Consider the following 14,147-nt stretch of genomic DNA (forward strand, 5'->3'; position numbering starts at 1 on the left):
TGTGGCGGCGCACACATTCGGCGGCTTCCGCTGTCATCTCGTCACAGAGATGGGCGAACTCGGCTACTCCGCGTTGACGGCGTGTGAAGGGGTCCTTAGCGTGGCGCGCACCCCGCCACCACCCAGCAAAGGGATCCCCGATGGCCCGTCCCACCACCGAACAGCCCGGGCAGGTCGGCCGCCGCCGCTTCCTGACCTACCTGGTCGCCGCGCCCACGCTCACCGTCGCCACGAAGCTCACCGCCGACGCGGTGGCCCCGGCCACCGCCGAAGCCGTCATCCCGACCCTGCCGCAGCCCGCGGAGATCCTCGACCTCGGTGACGTGCTGACGCTCTCCTGCGTGCCGACCGCCGGGATGCTCGTCCTCGAAATCACCACCGACGGCCGGGCGCGGCTGCAGCTGCCGCGCGCCGAGGTCGGCCAGGGCATCACCACGGCGAACGCGATGCTCGTCGCCGAGGAACTGGACCTGCCGCTCGACCGGGTCGACGTCGTGCTCTCCGACGCCCGCACCGAGCTGCTGTTCAACCAGCTCACCGGCGGGTCCAACACGATGCGCTCGCTCTACGACCCGGTCCGCGCCACCGCGGCGACCGCCCGCGCCCGGATGGTCGCCGCGGCCGCGGCGCAGTGGGGGACCGACGCGTCGCGGCTGTCCACACGCGACGGTGCGGTGTGGGCGCCCGACGGGCGCAACGCCTCCTACGGCGTGCTCGCCGGGCCCGCGTCGCGGTCCGGCCTGGCGATCGGGGCGGTGCAGCCGAAAGCCGAGTCGGCGCACACCCTGGTCGGGACGCCGACCTCGCGCCGGGACGCCCGCGCGATGGTCACCGGCGAGCAGGTCTACACGCTCGACCTCGACGTCCCCGGCGCCAACCCGGTGATGGTGCGGCGGCCGCCGACCATCAACGGCACGGTGCGGAAGGTGAACAACGAGGCCGCCGTCCGGGCCATGCCCGGGATCATCGACATCGCCGTCGTGAAGACCGGTGTCGCGGTGATGGCCGAGACCTTCGGCCAGGCCCTCGACGGCAAGAACGCCCTCGACGTCACGTGGGGCCCGGGCACGGTCGACGGCGAGGACGACGAGACGATCAAGAAGAAGCTGCGGGCCGCGGCGCTGCCGTTCGTGGTGCCGCCGCTGCTGACGCAGTACGTCGACGGCGAGTTCGACTTCGCCTTCGTCAGCCACGCGCCGATGGAGTCGAACTCCGCGGTCGCCGACGTGCGCGAGGACAGCGCGACCATCTGGGCCGGGCTGAAGTCGCCGATCGTGGCGAAGCAGACCATCGCCCAGCAACTGGGGCTGCCGGAGAACAAGGTCACCGTGCACGTCCAGCAGGGCGGCGGGTCGTTCGGGCGGCGGCTGTTCTTCGACGCCGCCCTCGAAGCCGCGCACATCTCGAAGGCGATGAAGAAGCCCGTCCGGCTGATGTGGAGCCGCATCGACGACATGCGCCACGGCCGCGGGCGCGCGGCGAGCTACCACCGCATCCGCGCGACCTTCGCGCTCGGGCAGGTGCTGACGTTCGAACACCGCGTCGCCAGCGTGGAAACCGATTGGAGCCACGGGCTCGGCGAAATCCTCACGGCGTTCGCGGCGAAGCTGCCCGTCGGCGGCAACCTGAGCTTCGCGCAGACGGTGTTCCTGCTGACCGTCAAGTCGCCGTACAACTTCGGCGTCACCACGCAGCTGCTCAACGAGGTCCCGCTGAAGTTCCACACTTCGGCGTGGCGGTCGGTCTACTCGGCGAACACCCGGGGCGCCGAAGAGATCATGGTCGACGAGATCGCCGCGAAGCTCGGCAAGGACCCGGTGGCCTTCCGGCGCGAGTTCATCAAGGAGGCACGCCAGCGCGCGGTGCTCGACAAGGTCGCCGAGCTCGGCGAGTGGGGCAAGAAGATGCCCGCCGGGTTCGCGCAGGGGATCGCGGTCCACGGCGAGTACAAGTCCTACACCGCCTGCCTGGTCGAGCTGGACGCGCGCGACCCGAAGCACCCGCGCGTCACGAAGGCGACCATCGCGGTCGACGTCGGCAAGCCGGTGAACCCGCGCGGGATCCAGGCGCAGATGCTCGGCGGCCTGACCGACGCGATCTCCACGACGCTGACCGCGGGCCTGCACATCGACAAGGGCCTGCCGCTGGAGGGCAGCTACTCGCAGTTCCACTACGCGCGGCAGAAGAATTCGCCGGCCGACGTCACCGTGCACGTCATGCCGGCCACCGGGTCGGACATCGGCGGCGCGGGCGAGCTCGGCCTGCCGGCCCCGGTCGGCGCGATCGCCAACGCCTACGCCCGGGCGACCGGGATCAAGCCCCGCAGCCTCCCGATCACCTTCCCGGTCGACTTCGACCCGTTCCCGCGCTGAGGAGAGCCCCCATGCCGAACTACACCTTCGTGGTGAACGGGAAGACCGTCACCGTCGACGCGCCCGCCGACCTGCCGATGCTGTGGGCACTGCGCGACAAGCTCAAGGTCCGCGGGCCGAAGTACGGCTGCGGCATCAACGTCTGCAAGGCCTGCACCAGCCACCTCGACGGCGAGGCGTTCAACCCCTGCGTCACGCCGGTGTCGGAGTGCGCCGGGCGGGAGGTCACCACGATCGAGGGCCTGGCCGACGGCGACGACCTGCACCCGGTCCAGGAGGCCTGGCTCGAGCAGGACGTCGCGCAGTGCGGCTACTGCCAGCCCGGCCAGATCATGGCGGCGGTGGCGCTGCTGAAGAAGACGAAGAACCCGACGGACGCGGACATCGACGCCATCCAGAACGTCTGCCGCTGCGGCACCTACTTCCGGATCCGGGAGGCGATCAAGAGCGCGGCCGCGAAGATGGCCTGACGCGAATGCGGAGGTTCGACAAAAGAACCTCCGCATTCGCGGTTCCTGTAGCAAGTTCACCCGGACGTGGTGGGCTCGTTCGGGTTAGATGTCGGTCTCGGACCTCGACGAGGAGGCCGGGGACCGGAGGCCACCATGCACTACCAGGCGCTTCTGTCCGACGGGCTCGCCCCGCGCGTCGCCGTCCTCGCCGCCGAGGTCGAGCGGAAGCTGCCGGAACTCGTCGAGAGCACCGTGCGGCAGATCCGCGCCGAGATGCCGGTCTACGCCGATGCCAGGTTCGTCACGCACGCCGAGCTGCGGAACTCGGTGCGCGCCAACCTCGAGCACGTGATGCGCACGCTGCGCGGCTCGGACGTGCCGGACCTGTCCCAGGCCCGCGCGACCGGCCGGGCCCGCGCCCTGCAGGGCGCGCCGCTGCCGGAGCTGCTGCGGGCCTACCGGATCGGGCTCACCGAGGTCTGGCACCGGTTCGTCGAGCTGACCGCCGGTGCGCAGGACCTCGCCGGGCTGGTCGCGGCGACCACGGCGATCTGGGCGCTGATCGACGACCTCGCCGAAGCCCTCACCACGGCCTACCGGGACACGACGACGGAGGTCGTGGTGGCGCACCAGAACCGGCGTTCGGCGCTGGTGGAGGCGCTGTTCGCGGGGGGCGCCGCGACCGAGGGCACGTTGTGGGACATCGCCCGCGTGCTCGACTTGTCCCTGGACGGGACGTTCGTCGTCGTCGCGGCGGAAACCCCGCGGCTGGGCCAGGAGCCGCTGCCGCAGGTCGAGGCCCGGCTGCGTGCGCTCCAGCACGCCTCGGCGTGGCGGCTGACCCCGGACCTCCAGGTCGGCGTGGTGTCCCTGCGCGACCCCGCGGCGGCTCCGGCGATCGTCGACCTGGTCCGCGAGCACCCGGTGGGCCGGGTCGGGATCAGCCCGGTGTTCACCGGCCTCGGCAACACCGCCCGCGCGCTGCACCTGGCCCGGGTGGCGCTGTCGAGCATGACGCCGGGGACGCCCGGGCTGGTCCAGTTCACCGAGTCGCCGCTGGCCGGTCTGGTGGCCAGCGCCCCGGAGGCCTCGGTGCAGCTGGCCCACCACGTGCTCCAGCCGGTCCTGGACCTCCCGGGCGACGACCGCAACGTGCTGCTGCTGACGTTGCGCGCGTGGTTCGACTGCCAGGGTTCGACGAAGCTGACGTCGGAGCGGATGTTCTGCCACCCCAACACGATCCGCCACCGCCTGAAGCGGATCACGGAGGAACTCGGCCGATCGCTGACGAACCCGGCGGACATCGCCGAGCTGGGCGCGGCACTGCGGGCGCTGAACCTGTTCCCGGAGGCGGCCCACCTGCCGGCGCCGCGCTAGCGGACCCCGGGCCCGTACCGCCGCGCCATCCCGGTCAGCCACTCGCGGCCGACCGGGTTGGCCGTGTGGACGCGCACTTCGGCCGGCCAGCGGTCGTGTTCGCACAGCCAGCGCACCACCGGGCGGGTCGTGTCGTCGCCACCGAGGTCGTGGTCCAGGGAGATCGCCTCGAAGCCGCCGTCGCCGAGCAGGGCGATCGCCTCGGCGCTCGTCTTCGCCCACGTCCAGCCGTCCGGGGCCGGGCGCAGGTCGTCGACCCAGAGGCGGTTCACGCGGCCAGCAGTTCGCGGGTGCGGGCCTGCTCCTCCGCCGAGCCGAACGGCATCACCAGCAGTTCCGTCGCGCCCGCGTCCTCGAGGGACTTCACCTGGCGGCGCACGGTTTCCTCGTCGCCGACGATCGCGCTGTCCGAGATCCGCTCGTGGCCGTCGCGGTCGAGGATCGCGCGGTACGCCGGAATGTTCGCCGCTCCGCCGTAGGTCTCCTCGAGCCACTGCCGTCGTTCGTCCACTTCGGACGTCACGCAGATCAGCTGGCCGGAGACCACCCGGGCCGCCCGCCCCAGCGCGGGCACCACGAACTCGCCGATCGCCTTCGGGCCGGCCCAGGTCGTGATCACGCCGTCGGCGAGTTCGCCGGCCAGGCGCGTCGACTGCGGGCTCACCGAGCCGACCAGCACCGCGGGCCGCTCCGCGCCGGGTGCGTTCACCGCCCCCGCGGCCGTCAGCGACTCGCCGTGGACGTCGGCCTTTTCCCCGCGCAGCAACGGGTTCAACGCCTCCAGGTACTCGCGCAGGTGGCGGATCGGGCGGTCGTAGGAGTAGCCGAACTCGCCCTCGACGATGTGCTTGTGGCTCAGCCCGACGCCGAGGTGGACCGGCACCCCGGCCGCCGCCTGCACCGTCAGTGCCTGTGCGGCCATGGTGATCGGGTGCCGCGAGTACGTCGGCACGACGCACGTGCCCAGCCCGACGCCGGGGGCGGCCGCGGCGAGCGCGGGCAGCGCCGTGAGCGCGTCCCAGCCGCCGCGTTGCGCCACCCACAGCGTGCCGTAGCCCAGCTTCGCCGCCTCGCGGGCTTGGTTCGTGACGGCGTCGAAGCCGACACCGAGTTCGTCGATCAGGATTCCGGTGTGCACGAGGCCCTCCAGGGGTTCAGTACGCGCGTTCGAGCTGTTTGCGGTCGAGCGCGACGGCTTCGGTGAACAGCGCCAGTGCCCGAGGTGCCACGGCACGCAGCTGCCTCGTCGACACCGCGAGCGGCTCGAAGGCGTGCGCGACGACGTCGGCGATCAGGGCGGGCTCGGGCGGGGGAGTGCGGCCGAGGAAGCCGTGCAGCACGGCTTGGAAGGCGACGACGAGTTCGCGGACCGGCCGGTCGGTGCGCAGCAGGTCGTTCGACGCCAGCAGTTCCAGGTACTCGACGAAGGCTTCCGCGTGGCGCGGATCCAGCTTGCCGTGCAGCTTGGGCAGCAGCTTGCCGAGCGTGTCGGCGTCGTCGGCGTACCCGGCCCGCAGCAGCGGGCGCCGCAGCACGTTGGCGTACTGGATTTCGGTCAGCCGCGAGAGCCGGGCGGCGAGCGGATCGGCTTCGAGGGCGCTGACCAGGTCTTCGAGAGCCCGGACGGATTCGCGGAGCAGGACGGCGAGGAACAGCTCCTCGCGGTTCTTCCAGTGCAGGTAGACGGTCCCCTTGCCGACGTCCGCCCGCCCGGCGACGTCTTCGATCGTCGTGCGGCGGTAACCGGCGCGCAGCAGCAGCTCGGCGGCCGCGTCGAGGATCCGCTCGGCGCGCTCGGCCCGGTCTTCGGCGGGTGGCATGCCGCCATCGTATGACCAAATGAGAAATTTGGTCAAACGTCGATGCCTAGGTGATCGGTGTCACGACGGCGCCCTGTCACGGGGGTCCGCCCGCCGGTGTCCTGTGGGCGATCGGATGTCGATGCGGAGAACGGGAAACACCATGAGCAAAGTCTGGTTCGTCACGGGTTCGTCGCGCGGCTTGGGCCGCTGCTTCGTCGAGGCCGCCCTGGGGCGCGGCGACCGGGTGGCCGCCACCGCGCGGTCCACCGAGAGCTTCGGCGAACTCGTCGCCGCCTACGGCGACGCGATCCTGCCCCTGGAGATGGACGTGACCGACAAGGCCGCCGTCTTCGAGAGCGTGAAGCGGGCCGCCGAGCACTTCGGGCGGCTGGACGTCGTCGTGAACAACGCCGGCTACGCGCAGATAGGCGCCATCGAGGAGCTGACCGAGGCGGAACTGCGCGCCCAGCTGGAGACCAATGTGTTCGGCCCGGTGTGGGTCATCCAGGCCGCCCTGCCCGTGCTGCGCGAACAGGGCGCCGGTCACTTCATCCAGCTGTCGTCGGCCGCGGGGATCATCGCCATGCCGCTCGGCGGGGCCTACCAGGCGTCGAGGTGGGCGATCGAGGCGTTGAACGAAACCCTGGCCAAGGAGGTCGCCGACTTCGGCGTCAAGGTCACGATCATCGAACCGGGCGGCTTCGCCACCCGCGGCGGCAAGAACCCGGATCCCCTGGCCAACGGCCACGTCGCCGAGACCAGCCCGGTCTACGACGGGCTCCGCCGCCGGCTCGCCGAGGTCGCCGGCAAGCAGCCCGCCGGCGACCCGGCCGCCGCCGCCCTGGCCCTGCTCAAGGTCGTCGACGCCGCCCACCCGCCCCTGCGGGTCCTCTTCGGGCAGGGCTTCCACCCGATGATCCGGCAGGCCTATGAGGACCGGCTCGCGACCTGGGACGAGTGGCAGGACCTGTCCGCGGAGGCCCAAGGCGGCGACACCGAAACTGTCGGTGCCGACCGGTAGCGTGGAAAACGGGGGGCGCTCCCATCCGGACACGCAGGAAACGCCGTCCTGACGGACTGATCTCGTCCGGGGCTGCGCATCCCCTCGGCGCGGGTTCACTGGTCGACATGCCCGGCCGTGGCCTTCGGGAGCGCGAGCATCACGAGTGCCGCCATGACGTAGAGCACCGCGGAGACGACGAGGACGACGCTGAGCGCGTGACCGTGGCCGGCCAGTCCCGGTGCGTCGGTCGTCGATCCGGTGACGGTGGTGAAGAAGACCGTGCCGAGCACGGCGATGCCGATGGCGCCGCCGATCTGGTTGACGGTGGAGAGCACGCCGCCGGCGGCGCCTGCGTTGCGTCCGGGGATGCCGGTGAGGACGACGTTGACGAGGATGGGGGCGGCAAGACCGAGCCCGAGGCCGCCGAGGAAAAGGGCGAGGGCAAGGTGCCAGTATCCGGGATCGGTGCCGTCCCTGACGATCGCCCACAGGATGAGCTGGGATGCCGCGATGGTGAGCGAGCCGGTGATCAGCAGAGCTCGTCCGGCCTTGGCGGCGAGAGCGACGCCGAGTCCTGAAGTGACGATCGAGCCGAGCGCGTAGGGCAGGATCACCAGGCCGGTCTCCCACGCCGTGCGGTCGGTGCCGTTTTGGAGGTAGACCGACAGGGTGAGGAAGAACGATCCGATGCCGCCGAAGAAGAGCACGGATGCGCTCAGGCCGATCGTGAAGGCGCGGATCCGGAGCAGGGCCGGATCGAAGACGGGTTCGTTCCCGCGTCGGGCGAGGCGGCGCTCGTAGGCGAGGAAGATCGCCAGCACGATGATTCCGGCGGCGAGGAGGGCGTAACTGGCCCAGGTCCATCCCCAGGTCTCGGTCTGGATGATCGGCAGCAGCAGGAGCACGCTGCCCGCGGCCGCGAGCAGCGCGCCCAGGAGGTCCGGCCGCGCGGTCGAAGTGGAGCGGGACTCCGGCAAGGCCTTCGCGCCGATGGTGAGCGCCAGGATCGAGACAGGCACGTTGATCCAGAAGATGGTGCGCCAGCCCAGACCGAACGGGTCGCTGTCGACGAGCAGCCCGCCCAGCAGCGGGCCGGCGACCGAAGCGAGCCCCTGGACCGCCCCGTAGGCGCCGAACGCCTTGGCACGCTCGCCCGGGGCGAAGGAGGCCCGGATGATCCCGAACACCTGCGGGACCATGATCCCCGCGGTCAGTCCTTGCGCGGCGCGCATGCCGATGAGCATTCCCGGATCGGCGGCCAGCGCGCAGAGTGCGGAGGCGAGCATGAACCCGGTCAGCCCGATCGTGAACAGGCGCTTGCGGCCGTACTGATCACCGAGCCGTCCGCCGGTGATCAGGCCCGCGCCCAGGGCGAGGACGTAGGCGGCGATCGTCCACTGGATCTGAGCGTCGCCGGCCCCCAGGTCACGAGCTATCGCCGGGGCCGCGACGGTGACGATCGTCGCGTCGAGGAGGTCCATGAAGGAACCGAAGAGCACCACCAGAAGGGCGACGCTCGCGCCGGTGCCGGAGACGGGCGCCGAGGCGCCCTCTCGAGAAGTCTGTGAAGCGGTCATGCCGGCCACCGTGGCGGATATAGTTGCCACCGAGTGACCGCTTGAGGTGAGGGGATGAGCGATGGCTGCCACCTCCGCGCGGACGCTCAAGCTGCTGTCGATCTTCGGGGTCGGCGCGACCCTGACCGCCGAGGAGCTCGCCACCCGGCTCGGGGCGTCGGTGCGGACCGTGCGGCGCGACGTCGACACGCTCAGAGAGCTCGGGTACGAGATCGAGGCCGTGCGCGGAGCGGGCGGCGGTTACCGGCTCGGCCGCGCCACCCGCTTGCCGCCGGTCGTCTTCGACGAGGACCAGGCTGTCGCGGCAGCTGTCGCGCTCCAGACCGTCCCCACGATCCTGCACGGCATCCGCGAGAACTCGGCACGCGCCCTCGCCACGCTGCAGCAGGCGATGCCCGCCCGCAGCCGTGTGCACGCCGAAGCGTTCACCGTCTCCGCGGCGCGCAACTACTGGGAGTTCCCCGCGGCGCCCATCGATGCCGAGATCATCCGCGTCATCGGTGGCGCGATCAACCGGCAGCACCTCGTTCGCGTGGACTACACCGGCGAGGACGAATTGGCGACGCTCACGCTGGAACCACACGCCCTCGTCGTGTGGGCGGCACGGTGGTACCTCGTCGCGTTCGAACCGGACGCGGACCGATGGCGCGCGATCCGCATCGACCGCTTCGAACCACGCATGCCCACGGGAAGAACCTTCGACCGCCGCGACGTCCCGCACGGCGATCCCGTCGCATTCGTCATGGGCACGCACGACCGCGGCGACACCCCGGCGGAATGGCCATGCCGCGGGTCGGCGCTCGTCGCGTTACCGGCGCCCGTCGTCGCCCGGTTCGCCCCCGGCGGATCGACGGTCGAACACCACACCGACTCCAGCTGCCGGCTCACGCTCGGCGCGTGGTCATGGGCAGGACTGGCGGGACTGCTCCTCACCTTCGACGCCGACGTCACGGACATCCGACCGGCAGAACTCAGGCAGGCACTGCGCTCCTTGTGCACCCGCATCGACGAAGGACTCAGGCACCCGGACAGGTGACATCGATACGATCGGCAGCAGGGCGACGCCCCCGGAGCATGGAAGCGACCGGGGGCGTCAGTCATGCCGGGCCCCGGCTCAGGCGTCCGAGGAACGCTTCCAGAGGTTGATGTCCGCGTCGGTCGCGTGGCCGTCGATCTCGGTCAGCTCCTCGGACGAGAACTCGAGGTTGCCGAGCGCGCCGACGTTGTCCTCGAGCTGCCGGACGCTGCTCGCGCCGATCAGCACCGAGGTCACCCGGCTGTCGCGCAGGGCCCAGGCCAGGGCCAGCTGCGCCAGCGACTGCCCGCGGCGGCTCGCGATGCCGTCGAGCGCGCGGACCCGGCCCAGCCGGTCCTCGTCGAGGGTGTCCGGGTCGAGGGACTTGCCCTGCGCCGCGCGGGAGTCCGCCGGGACGCCCTTCAGGTACTTGTCCGTCAACAGGCCCTGCGCCAGCGGGGAGAACGCGATGCAGCCCGCGCCCGCCTCTTCGAGGGTGTCGAGGAGGCCGTCCTCCTCGATCCAGCGGTTGAGCATCGAGTACGACGGCTGGTGGATCAGCAGCGGCGTGCCGAGGTCCCGCAGGAGCCGCGCGGCCTCGGCCGTCCGCTCGGAGCTGTAGGACGAGATCCCGACGTACAACGCCTTCCCGGCGCGGACGGCCGCGTCGAGCGCCCCGACGGTCTCCTCCAGCGGCGTCTCGGGGTCGAAGCGGTGGGAGTAGAAGATGTCGACGTAGTCCAGGCCCAGCCGGCCGAGCGACTGGTCCAAGGAGGACAGCAGGTACTTGCGGGAGCCCCACTCGCCGTACGGGCCGGGCCACATGTCGTAGCCGGCCTTGGTGGAGATCACCAGCTCGTCGCGGTAGGGCTTGAAGTCCGTGGCCAGCAGCCGGCCGAAGTTCTCCTCCGCCGAGCCGTAGGGCGGGCCGTAGTTGTTGGCCAGGTCGAAGTGCGTGATGCCCAGGTCGAAGGCGCGGCGGGTGATCGCGCGCTGGGTTTCCAGGGGCCGGTCGTGGCCGAAGTTGTGCCACAGCCCGAGCGAGATCGCGGGCAGTTTGAGCCCGGAACGCCCGCAGCGCCGGTAGGGGATCGAGTCGTATCGGCCGGAAGCGGCAACGTAGGTCACGCGGCCGATGCTAGCCCGCTCTTCCGGTACGCTCCGGGTGAGCGACCGCTTAGGAGGCACGTGGTGGGCACCGGATTCTTCACCTCGGTCGACGACGTGTCGGCCCGGCTGGCCGAGGCGGGCTACCTGGCGTCCACGGCCGTGGCGACCACCGTGTTCCTCGCCGACCGGCTCGGCAAGCCGCTGCTGGTCGAAGGCCCCGCCGGGGTCGGCAAGACGGAGCTCGCCAAGGCCGTCGCCCAGGTCAGCGGCTCACGGCTGGTGCGCCTGCAGTGCTACGAGGGCATCGACGAGGCCCGCGCGCTGTACGAGTGGAACCACGCGAAGCAGCTGCTGCGGATCACCGCCGGCCGCGACGAGACGTGGGAGGACGCCCGCACCGACATCTTCGGCGAGGAGTTCCTGCTGCGCCGCCCGCTGCTCACCGCGATCTCCTCGGACGAGCCGACCGTGCTGCTGATCGACGAGACCGACAAGGCCGACATGGAGGTCGAAGGTCTCCTGCTGGAGGTGCTCGGCGACTTCCAGGTCACCGTGCCCGAACTCGGCACGATCACCGCCACGCGCGCGCCGTTCGCCGTGCTGACGTCCAACGCCACGCGCGAGCTGTCCGAGGCGCTGCGCCGCCGGTGCCTGTTCCTGCACATCGACTTCCCGGACGAGGACCTCGAACGCGACATCGTCCGGCTCAAGGTCCCGGGGATCGACGCCGCTCTCGCCGATTCCGTCGTCCGGGTGATCGCCGCGCTGCGGGCGATGGACCTGCGCAAGCTGCCGTCGGTCGCGGAGACCATCGACTGGGCGCGCACCCTGCTCGCGCTCGGCGCTTCGACGCTGGACGAGCGGGTCGTGCGGGACAGCCTCGGCGTCGTGCTCAAGCACCAGGACGACATCGCCAAGGCCGGTGCCGGCCTGAAGCTCGAACAGGTCCTGGACGCATCGTGACCGGCGGCGTGCCGGAGCGGCTCGCCGCGTTCGTCAAGGCACTGCGCGCCCAGGGCATCCCGGCCGGCCCCGCCGAGACGGTCGACGCCGCCGCGGCGCTGGAGGTGCTCGGCTTCGACGACCGCGAGCTGGTCCGCGAGGGCCTGGCCGCGGCGCTGGTCCGGCGCGGCGGGCAGCGCGCGGTCTTCGACGCCGCTTTCGACCTCTACTTCCCGGCGGGGATCGGCGCCCCCGAGCGGGCCCGTGAAGAGCAGCCGTCGACGCTGGAGGAACTGCGTGAAGAGCTGGCCGCCGCGCTCGCCGACGGCGATCGGCAGGCGTTGTCCCAGCTCGCCGGCCTCGCCGTCGACATGCTGGGCCAGTACGGCTCGGCGTCGGGCCCGGGCGGTGGCTTCTCCGCCCACCAGACCCTCGAGCGGCTCCAGCCGCAGACGCTGATCGCCCGGGTGCTGGCCGCGGTCCGCGGCGGCGGCGCGCGCGGCGAGTTCACCGACCGGCTCGACCGCGACGAGATCCGCCGCCGCGTCGAAGGCTTCCGCGGGCAGGTCCGCACGGAGGCGCGGCGCCGCGCGGCCGAGGTCCGCGGCCGCGAACGCGTCGCCAAGCACGCCATCGCCCCTTCACCCGACCGGGTCGACTTCCTCATCGCCAGCCGCACCCAGCTCGCGGAGCTGCGGCGCACCATCCAGCCGTTGTCCCGCAAGCTGGCGACGCGCCTGGCCGCCCGCCGCAAGCGGACCACGCGCGGGCAGATCGACCTGCGCCGCACGCTGCGCCGGTCGCTTTCGACCGGCGGCGTGCCGCTGCGCCCGGTCTACCGCCACCGGCGCCCCGGACGACCGGAAATCGTGCTGCTGTGCGACCTTTCCGGTTCTGTCGCGGGATTCGCGAACTTCACCATGCTGCTGGTGCAGGCACTGCGCGACCAGTTCAGCAAGATCCGCGTGTTCGCCTTCGTCGACAGCACCGACGAGGTCACCCACCTGGTCACCACCGGCGCGGCCGACCCCGAGCACCTGGGCGCGCGCATGCTGGCCGAAGCGGCGCTGGTGCGCTGGGACGGCCACAGCGACTACGGCGGCTCGCTGCGGCAGTTCACCGAGAACTGGCTGGACGCGGTCGGCCCGCGGACGTCGGTGCTGATCCTCGGCGACGCCCGCACCAACGGCGGCGACCCCAACCTCGACGCCGTCCGCGAGATCAAGGCCCGTGCGCGGCACGTCTACTGGCTGAACCCCGAGCGCCGGTCGCTGTGGTCGACGGGGGACTCGGCGGCGCTGGAGTACGCCGAGGTCGTGGCGATGCACGAGTGCCGCACGGTGCACCAGCTCGGCACGCTGGTCACCCGCCTGCTGCCGGTGTGAGCCAGGCGTCGATGCCGCGCAGCATGGCCGTTTTGGTCGCTTCGGGCGCGAAGGACGCCGTGACGCTCGCGCGGGCGAAGTCCGCCATCGTGGTGTCGTCGTAGCCGAACGCCCGTTGCACCCGGGCGTACTCCTCGGCCAGGCCGGCGCCGGTGACCGACGGGACGTCGGTGTTGAGCGTGACCGTCAGGCCCGCGTCGAGCAGGCGGGGGAGCGGGTGCTCGGGCAGCGACGGCACCAGCCCCAGCGTCACGTTCGACGACGGGCACACCTCCAGGGCCAGGCCGCGCTCACGCACTTCCGCGACCAGCGAGGGGTCGTCGAGGACGCGGATGCCGTGGCCGAGCCGTTCCGTGCGGCCCACTTCGAGCGCCTCGCGGATGCTGTCGGGCCCGGCGTCTTCGCCGGTGTGGTGCAGCAGGTGGATGCCGGCCGCGCGGGCCTTCTCGAAGAGCGTCGCGAACGGCCGGAGTGAGTGGTTTTCCTCGCCCGCCATGCCGATCGCGAAGACTTCGTCGTACTTCAGCGCGAGGTCGAGGGTGCGCTCGGCCCGCTCGACCGACCGGCGCCGGGAGTGGTCGAGCAGCAGCCGCCACGCCAGGTCCGTGCTCCGCGAAAGTCCGTTGAGGACGGACACCAAGGGCATTTCCGGGTCGCCCAGCCGTTCCCCGTGCGAGGCCGCGGTGAAGGTGATTTCGGCGTAGCGCGTGCCCTGGGCGGCTTCGTCCTCACAGTACTCGCGCGCGATGCGTTCGAAGTCTTCCGGACGCCGCAGACAGGACCGGATCAGCGCGTTGTGGTCGGCGAAGGCGCGGAAGCCGTCGAAGACCGGGGGCTCGCCCGGGACGTCGACTCCGTTCGCCTCGCCCAGCTCGCGGAGCGTGGCGGGCCGGATCGTGCTCTCCAGGTGGACGTGCAGGTGGGCCTTCGGCAGGGCGGCCAGGTCGCGCATGATCGCGAGCCTAGAGCCGCGCGGCGGCGGTCCGCGCGGCAATTTCCACCGCGCCGAGCGTGATCGAACCCGTAACTCACGTGACGGAACCCGTAACTCGCGTGATCGAACCCGGATCCGGCGAGTTCCGGTCCTGATCACGCGAGTTCCGGCTCTGATC

General features: G+C 71.5%; 13 protein-coding genes. 7 read left to right on the top strand and 6 right to left on the bottom strand.

What is annotated here, in order from left to right:
- The first annotated feature begins 140 nt into the window (after nucleotides 1–140).
- From QRY02_RS04630 to QRY02_RS04640, 3 genes are all read left to right on the top strand, one after another.
- Nucleotides 141–2,372 carry a xanthine dehydrogenase family protein molybdopterin-binding subunit gene (locus QRY02_RS04630; protein ID WP_285990244.1) on the top strand — a complete coding sequence of 744 codons (2,232 nt, stop codon included), beginning with the start codon at nucleotides 141–143 and terminating at the stop codon, nucleotides 2,370–2,372.
- Between the two features lie 11 nt (nucleotides 2,373–2,383).
- Nucleotides 2,384–2,842, top strand: coding sequence for a (2Fe-2S)-binding protein (locus QRY02_RS04635; RefSeq protein ID WP_285990245.1), 459 nt, complete (start codon nucleotides 2,384–2,386; stop codon nucleotides 2,840–2,842).
- A gap of 135 nt (nucleotides 2,843–2,977) precedes the next feature.
- Nucleotides 2,978–4,201 (top strand): PucR family transcriptional regulator, encoded by a 1,224-nt coding sequence (locus QRY02_RS04640; protein WP_285990246.1) that lies wholly within the window; start codon nucleotides 2,978–2,980, stop codon nucleotides 4,199–4,201.
- On the opposite strand, the gene QRY02_RS04645 is transcribed toward QRY02_RS04640, so the two are convergent.
- The 3 genes from QRY02_RS04645 to QRY02_RS04655 are packed head-to-tail and all read right to left on the bottom strand — an operon-like array spanning nucleotide 4,198 to nucleotide 6,021.
- Nucleotides 4,198–4,473 carry a cyclic-phosphate processing receiver domain-containing protein gene (locus tag QRY02_RS04645; RefSeq protein ID WP_285990247.1) on the bottom strand — a complete coding sequence of 92 codons (276 nt, stop codon included), beginning with the start codon at nucleotides 4,471–4,473 and terminating at the stop codon, nucleotides 4,198–4,200. The two genes, QRY02_RS04640 and QRY02_RS04645, sit on opposite strands and share 4 nt — an antisense overlap.
- A complete protein-coding gene (locus tag QRY02_RS04650) occupies nucleotides 4,470–5,339 on the bottom strand; it encodes a TIGR03564 family F420-dependent LLM class oxidoreductase (protein WP_285990248.1) in 870 nt (289 codons plus the stop codon). Before QRY02_RS04650 ends, QRY02_RS04645 begins: the two co-directional genes overlap by 4 nt.
- A gap of 16 nt (nucleotides 5,340–5,355) precedes the next feature.
- Complete coding sequence (locus QRY02_RS04655) at nucleotides 5,356–6,021, bottom strand: TetR/AcrR family transcriptional regulator (protein WP_285990249.1); 666 nt, start codon at nucleotides 6,019–6,021, stop codon at nucleotides 5,356–5,358.
- Nucleotides 6,022–6,163: 142 nt separating this feature from the next.
- Between QRY02_RS04655 and QRY02_RS04660 the strand changes: the two genes are divergently transcribed.
- On the top strand, nucleotides 6,164–7,024 hold the full coding sequence (locus tag QRY02_RS04660; protein ID WP_285990250.1) for an SDR family NAD(P)-dependent oxidoreductase: 861 nt from the start codon (nucleotides 6,164–6,166) through the stop codon (nucleotides 7,022–7,024).
- 95 nt (nucleotides 7,025–7,119) lie between these two features.
- On the opposite strand, the gene QRY02_RS04665 is transcribed toward QRY02_RS04660, so the two are convergent.
- Nucleotides 7,120–8,655, bottom strand: coding sequence for an MFS transporter (locus QRY02_RS04665; protein WP_285990251.1), 1,536 nt, complete (start codon nucleotides 8,653–8,655; stop codon nucleotides 7,120–7,122).
- Here QRY02_RS04665 and QRY02_RS04670 point away from each other — a divergent pair.
- Nucleotides 8,645–9,619 (top strand): helix-turn-helix transcriptional regulator, encoded by a 975-nt coding sequence (locus tag QRY02_RS04670; RefSeq protein ID WP_285990252.1) that lies wholly within the window; start codon nucleotides 8,645–8,647, stop codon nucleotides 9,617–9,619. The two genes, QRY02_RS04665 and QRY02_RS04670, sit on opposite strands and share 11 nt — an antisense overlap.
- Before the next feature lie 78 nt (nucleotides 9,620–9,697).
- Here the strand turns inward: QRY02_RS04670 and mgrA are convergent, their stop codons facing one another.
- Nucleotides 9,698–10,726, bottom strand: a complete 1,029-nt coding sequence (gene mgrA, locus QRY02_RS04675) for an L-glyceraldehyde 3-phosphate reductase (protein WP_285990253.1) — start codon at nucleotides 10,724–10,726, stop codon at nucleotides 9,698–9,700.
- Between the two features lie 63 nt (nucleotides 10,727–10,789).
- On the opposite strand from mgrA, the gene QRY02_RS04680 reads away from it, so the two are divergent.
- Nucleotides 10,790–11,671, top strand: a complete 882-nt coding sequence (locus QRY02_RS04680; RefSeq protein WP_285990254.1) for an AAA family ATPase — start codon at nucleotides 10,790–10,792, stop codon at nucleotides 11,669–11,671.
- Nucleotides 11,668–13,035, top strand: a complete 1,368-nt coding sequence (locus QRY02_RS04685; RefSeq protein ID WP_285990255.1) for a vWA domain-containing protein — start codon at nucleotides 11,668–11,670, stop codon at nucleotides 13,033–13,035. Before QRY02_RS04680 ends, QRY02_RS04685 begins: the two co-directional genes overlap by 4 nt.
- On the opposite strand, the gene add is transcribed toward QRY02_RS04685, so the two are convergent.
- Nucleotides 13,013–13,987 carry an adenosine deaminase gene (gene add / locus QRY02_RS04690; protein WP_285990256.1) on the bottom strand — a complete coding sequence of 325 codons (975 nt, stop codon included), beginning with the start codon at nucleotides 13,985–13,987 and terminating at the stop codon, nucleotides 13,013–13,015. The genes QRY02_RS04685 and add overlap by 23 nt on opposite strands.
- Between the last annotated feature and the right edge of the window lie 160 nt (nucleotides 13,988–14,147).

The sequence above is a fragment of the Amycolatopsis sp. DG1A-15b genome, assembly GCF_030285645.1.
Lineage (GTDB): Bacteria > Actinomycetota > Actinomycetes > Mycobacteriales > Pseudonocardiaceae > Amycolatopsis.

What these genes read in the sequence shown, in the direction of transcription:
- QRY02_RS04630 (WP_285990244.1), top strand. Translation starts at nt 141, where the DNA reads ATGGCCCGTCCCACCACCGAACAGCCCGGGCAGGTCGGCCGCCGCCGC.
- add (WP_285990256.1), bottom strand. Translation starts at nt 13,987, where the DNA reads ATGCGCGACCTGGCCGCCCTGCCGAAGGCCCACCTGCACGTCCACCTG.
- QRY02_RS04655 (WP_285990249.1), bottom strand. Translation starts at nt 6,021, where the DNA reads ATGCCACCCGCCGAAGACCGGGCCGAGCGCGCCGAGCGGATCCTCGAC.
- QRY02_RS04660 (WP_285990250.1), top strand. Translation starts at nt 6,164, where the DNA reads ATGAGCAAAGTCTGGTTCGTCACGGGTTCGTCGCGCGGCTTGGGCCGC.
- QRY02_RS04670 (WP_285990252.1), top strand. Translation starts at nt 8,645, where the DNA reads ATGGCTGCCACCTCCGCGCGGACGCTCAAGCTGCTGTCGATCTTCGGG.
- QRY02_RS04635 (WP_285990245.1), top strand. Translation starts at nt 2,384, where the DNA reads ATGCCGAACTACACCTTCGTGGTGAACGGGAAGACCGTCACCGTCGAC.
- QRY02_RS04640 (WP_285990246.1), top strand. Translation starts at nt 2,978, where the DNA reads ATGCACTACCAGGCGCTTCTGTCCGACGGGCTCGCCCCGCGCGTCGCC.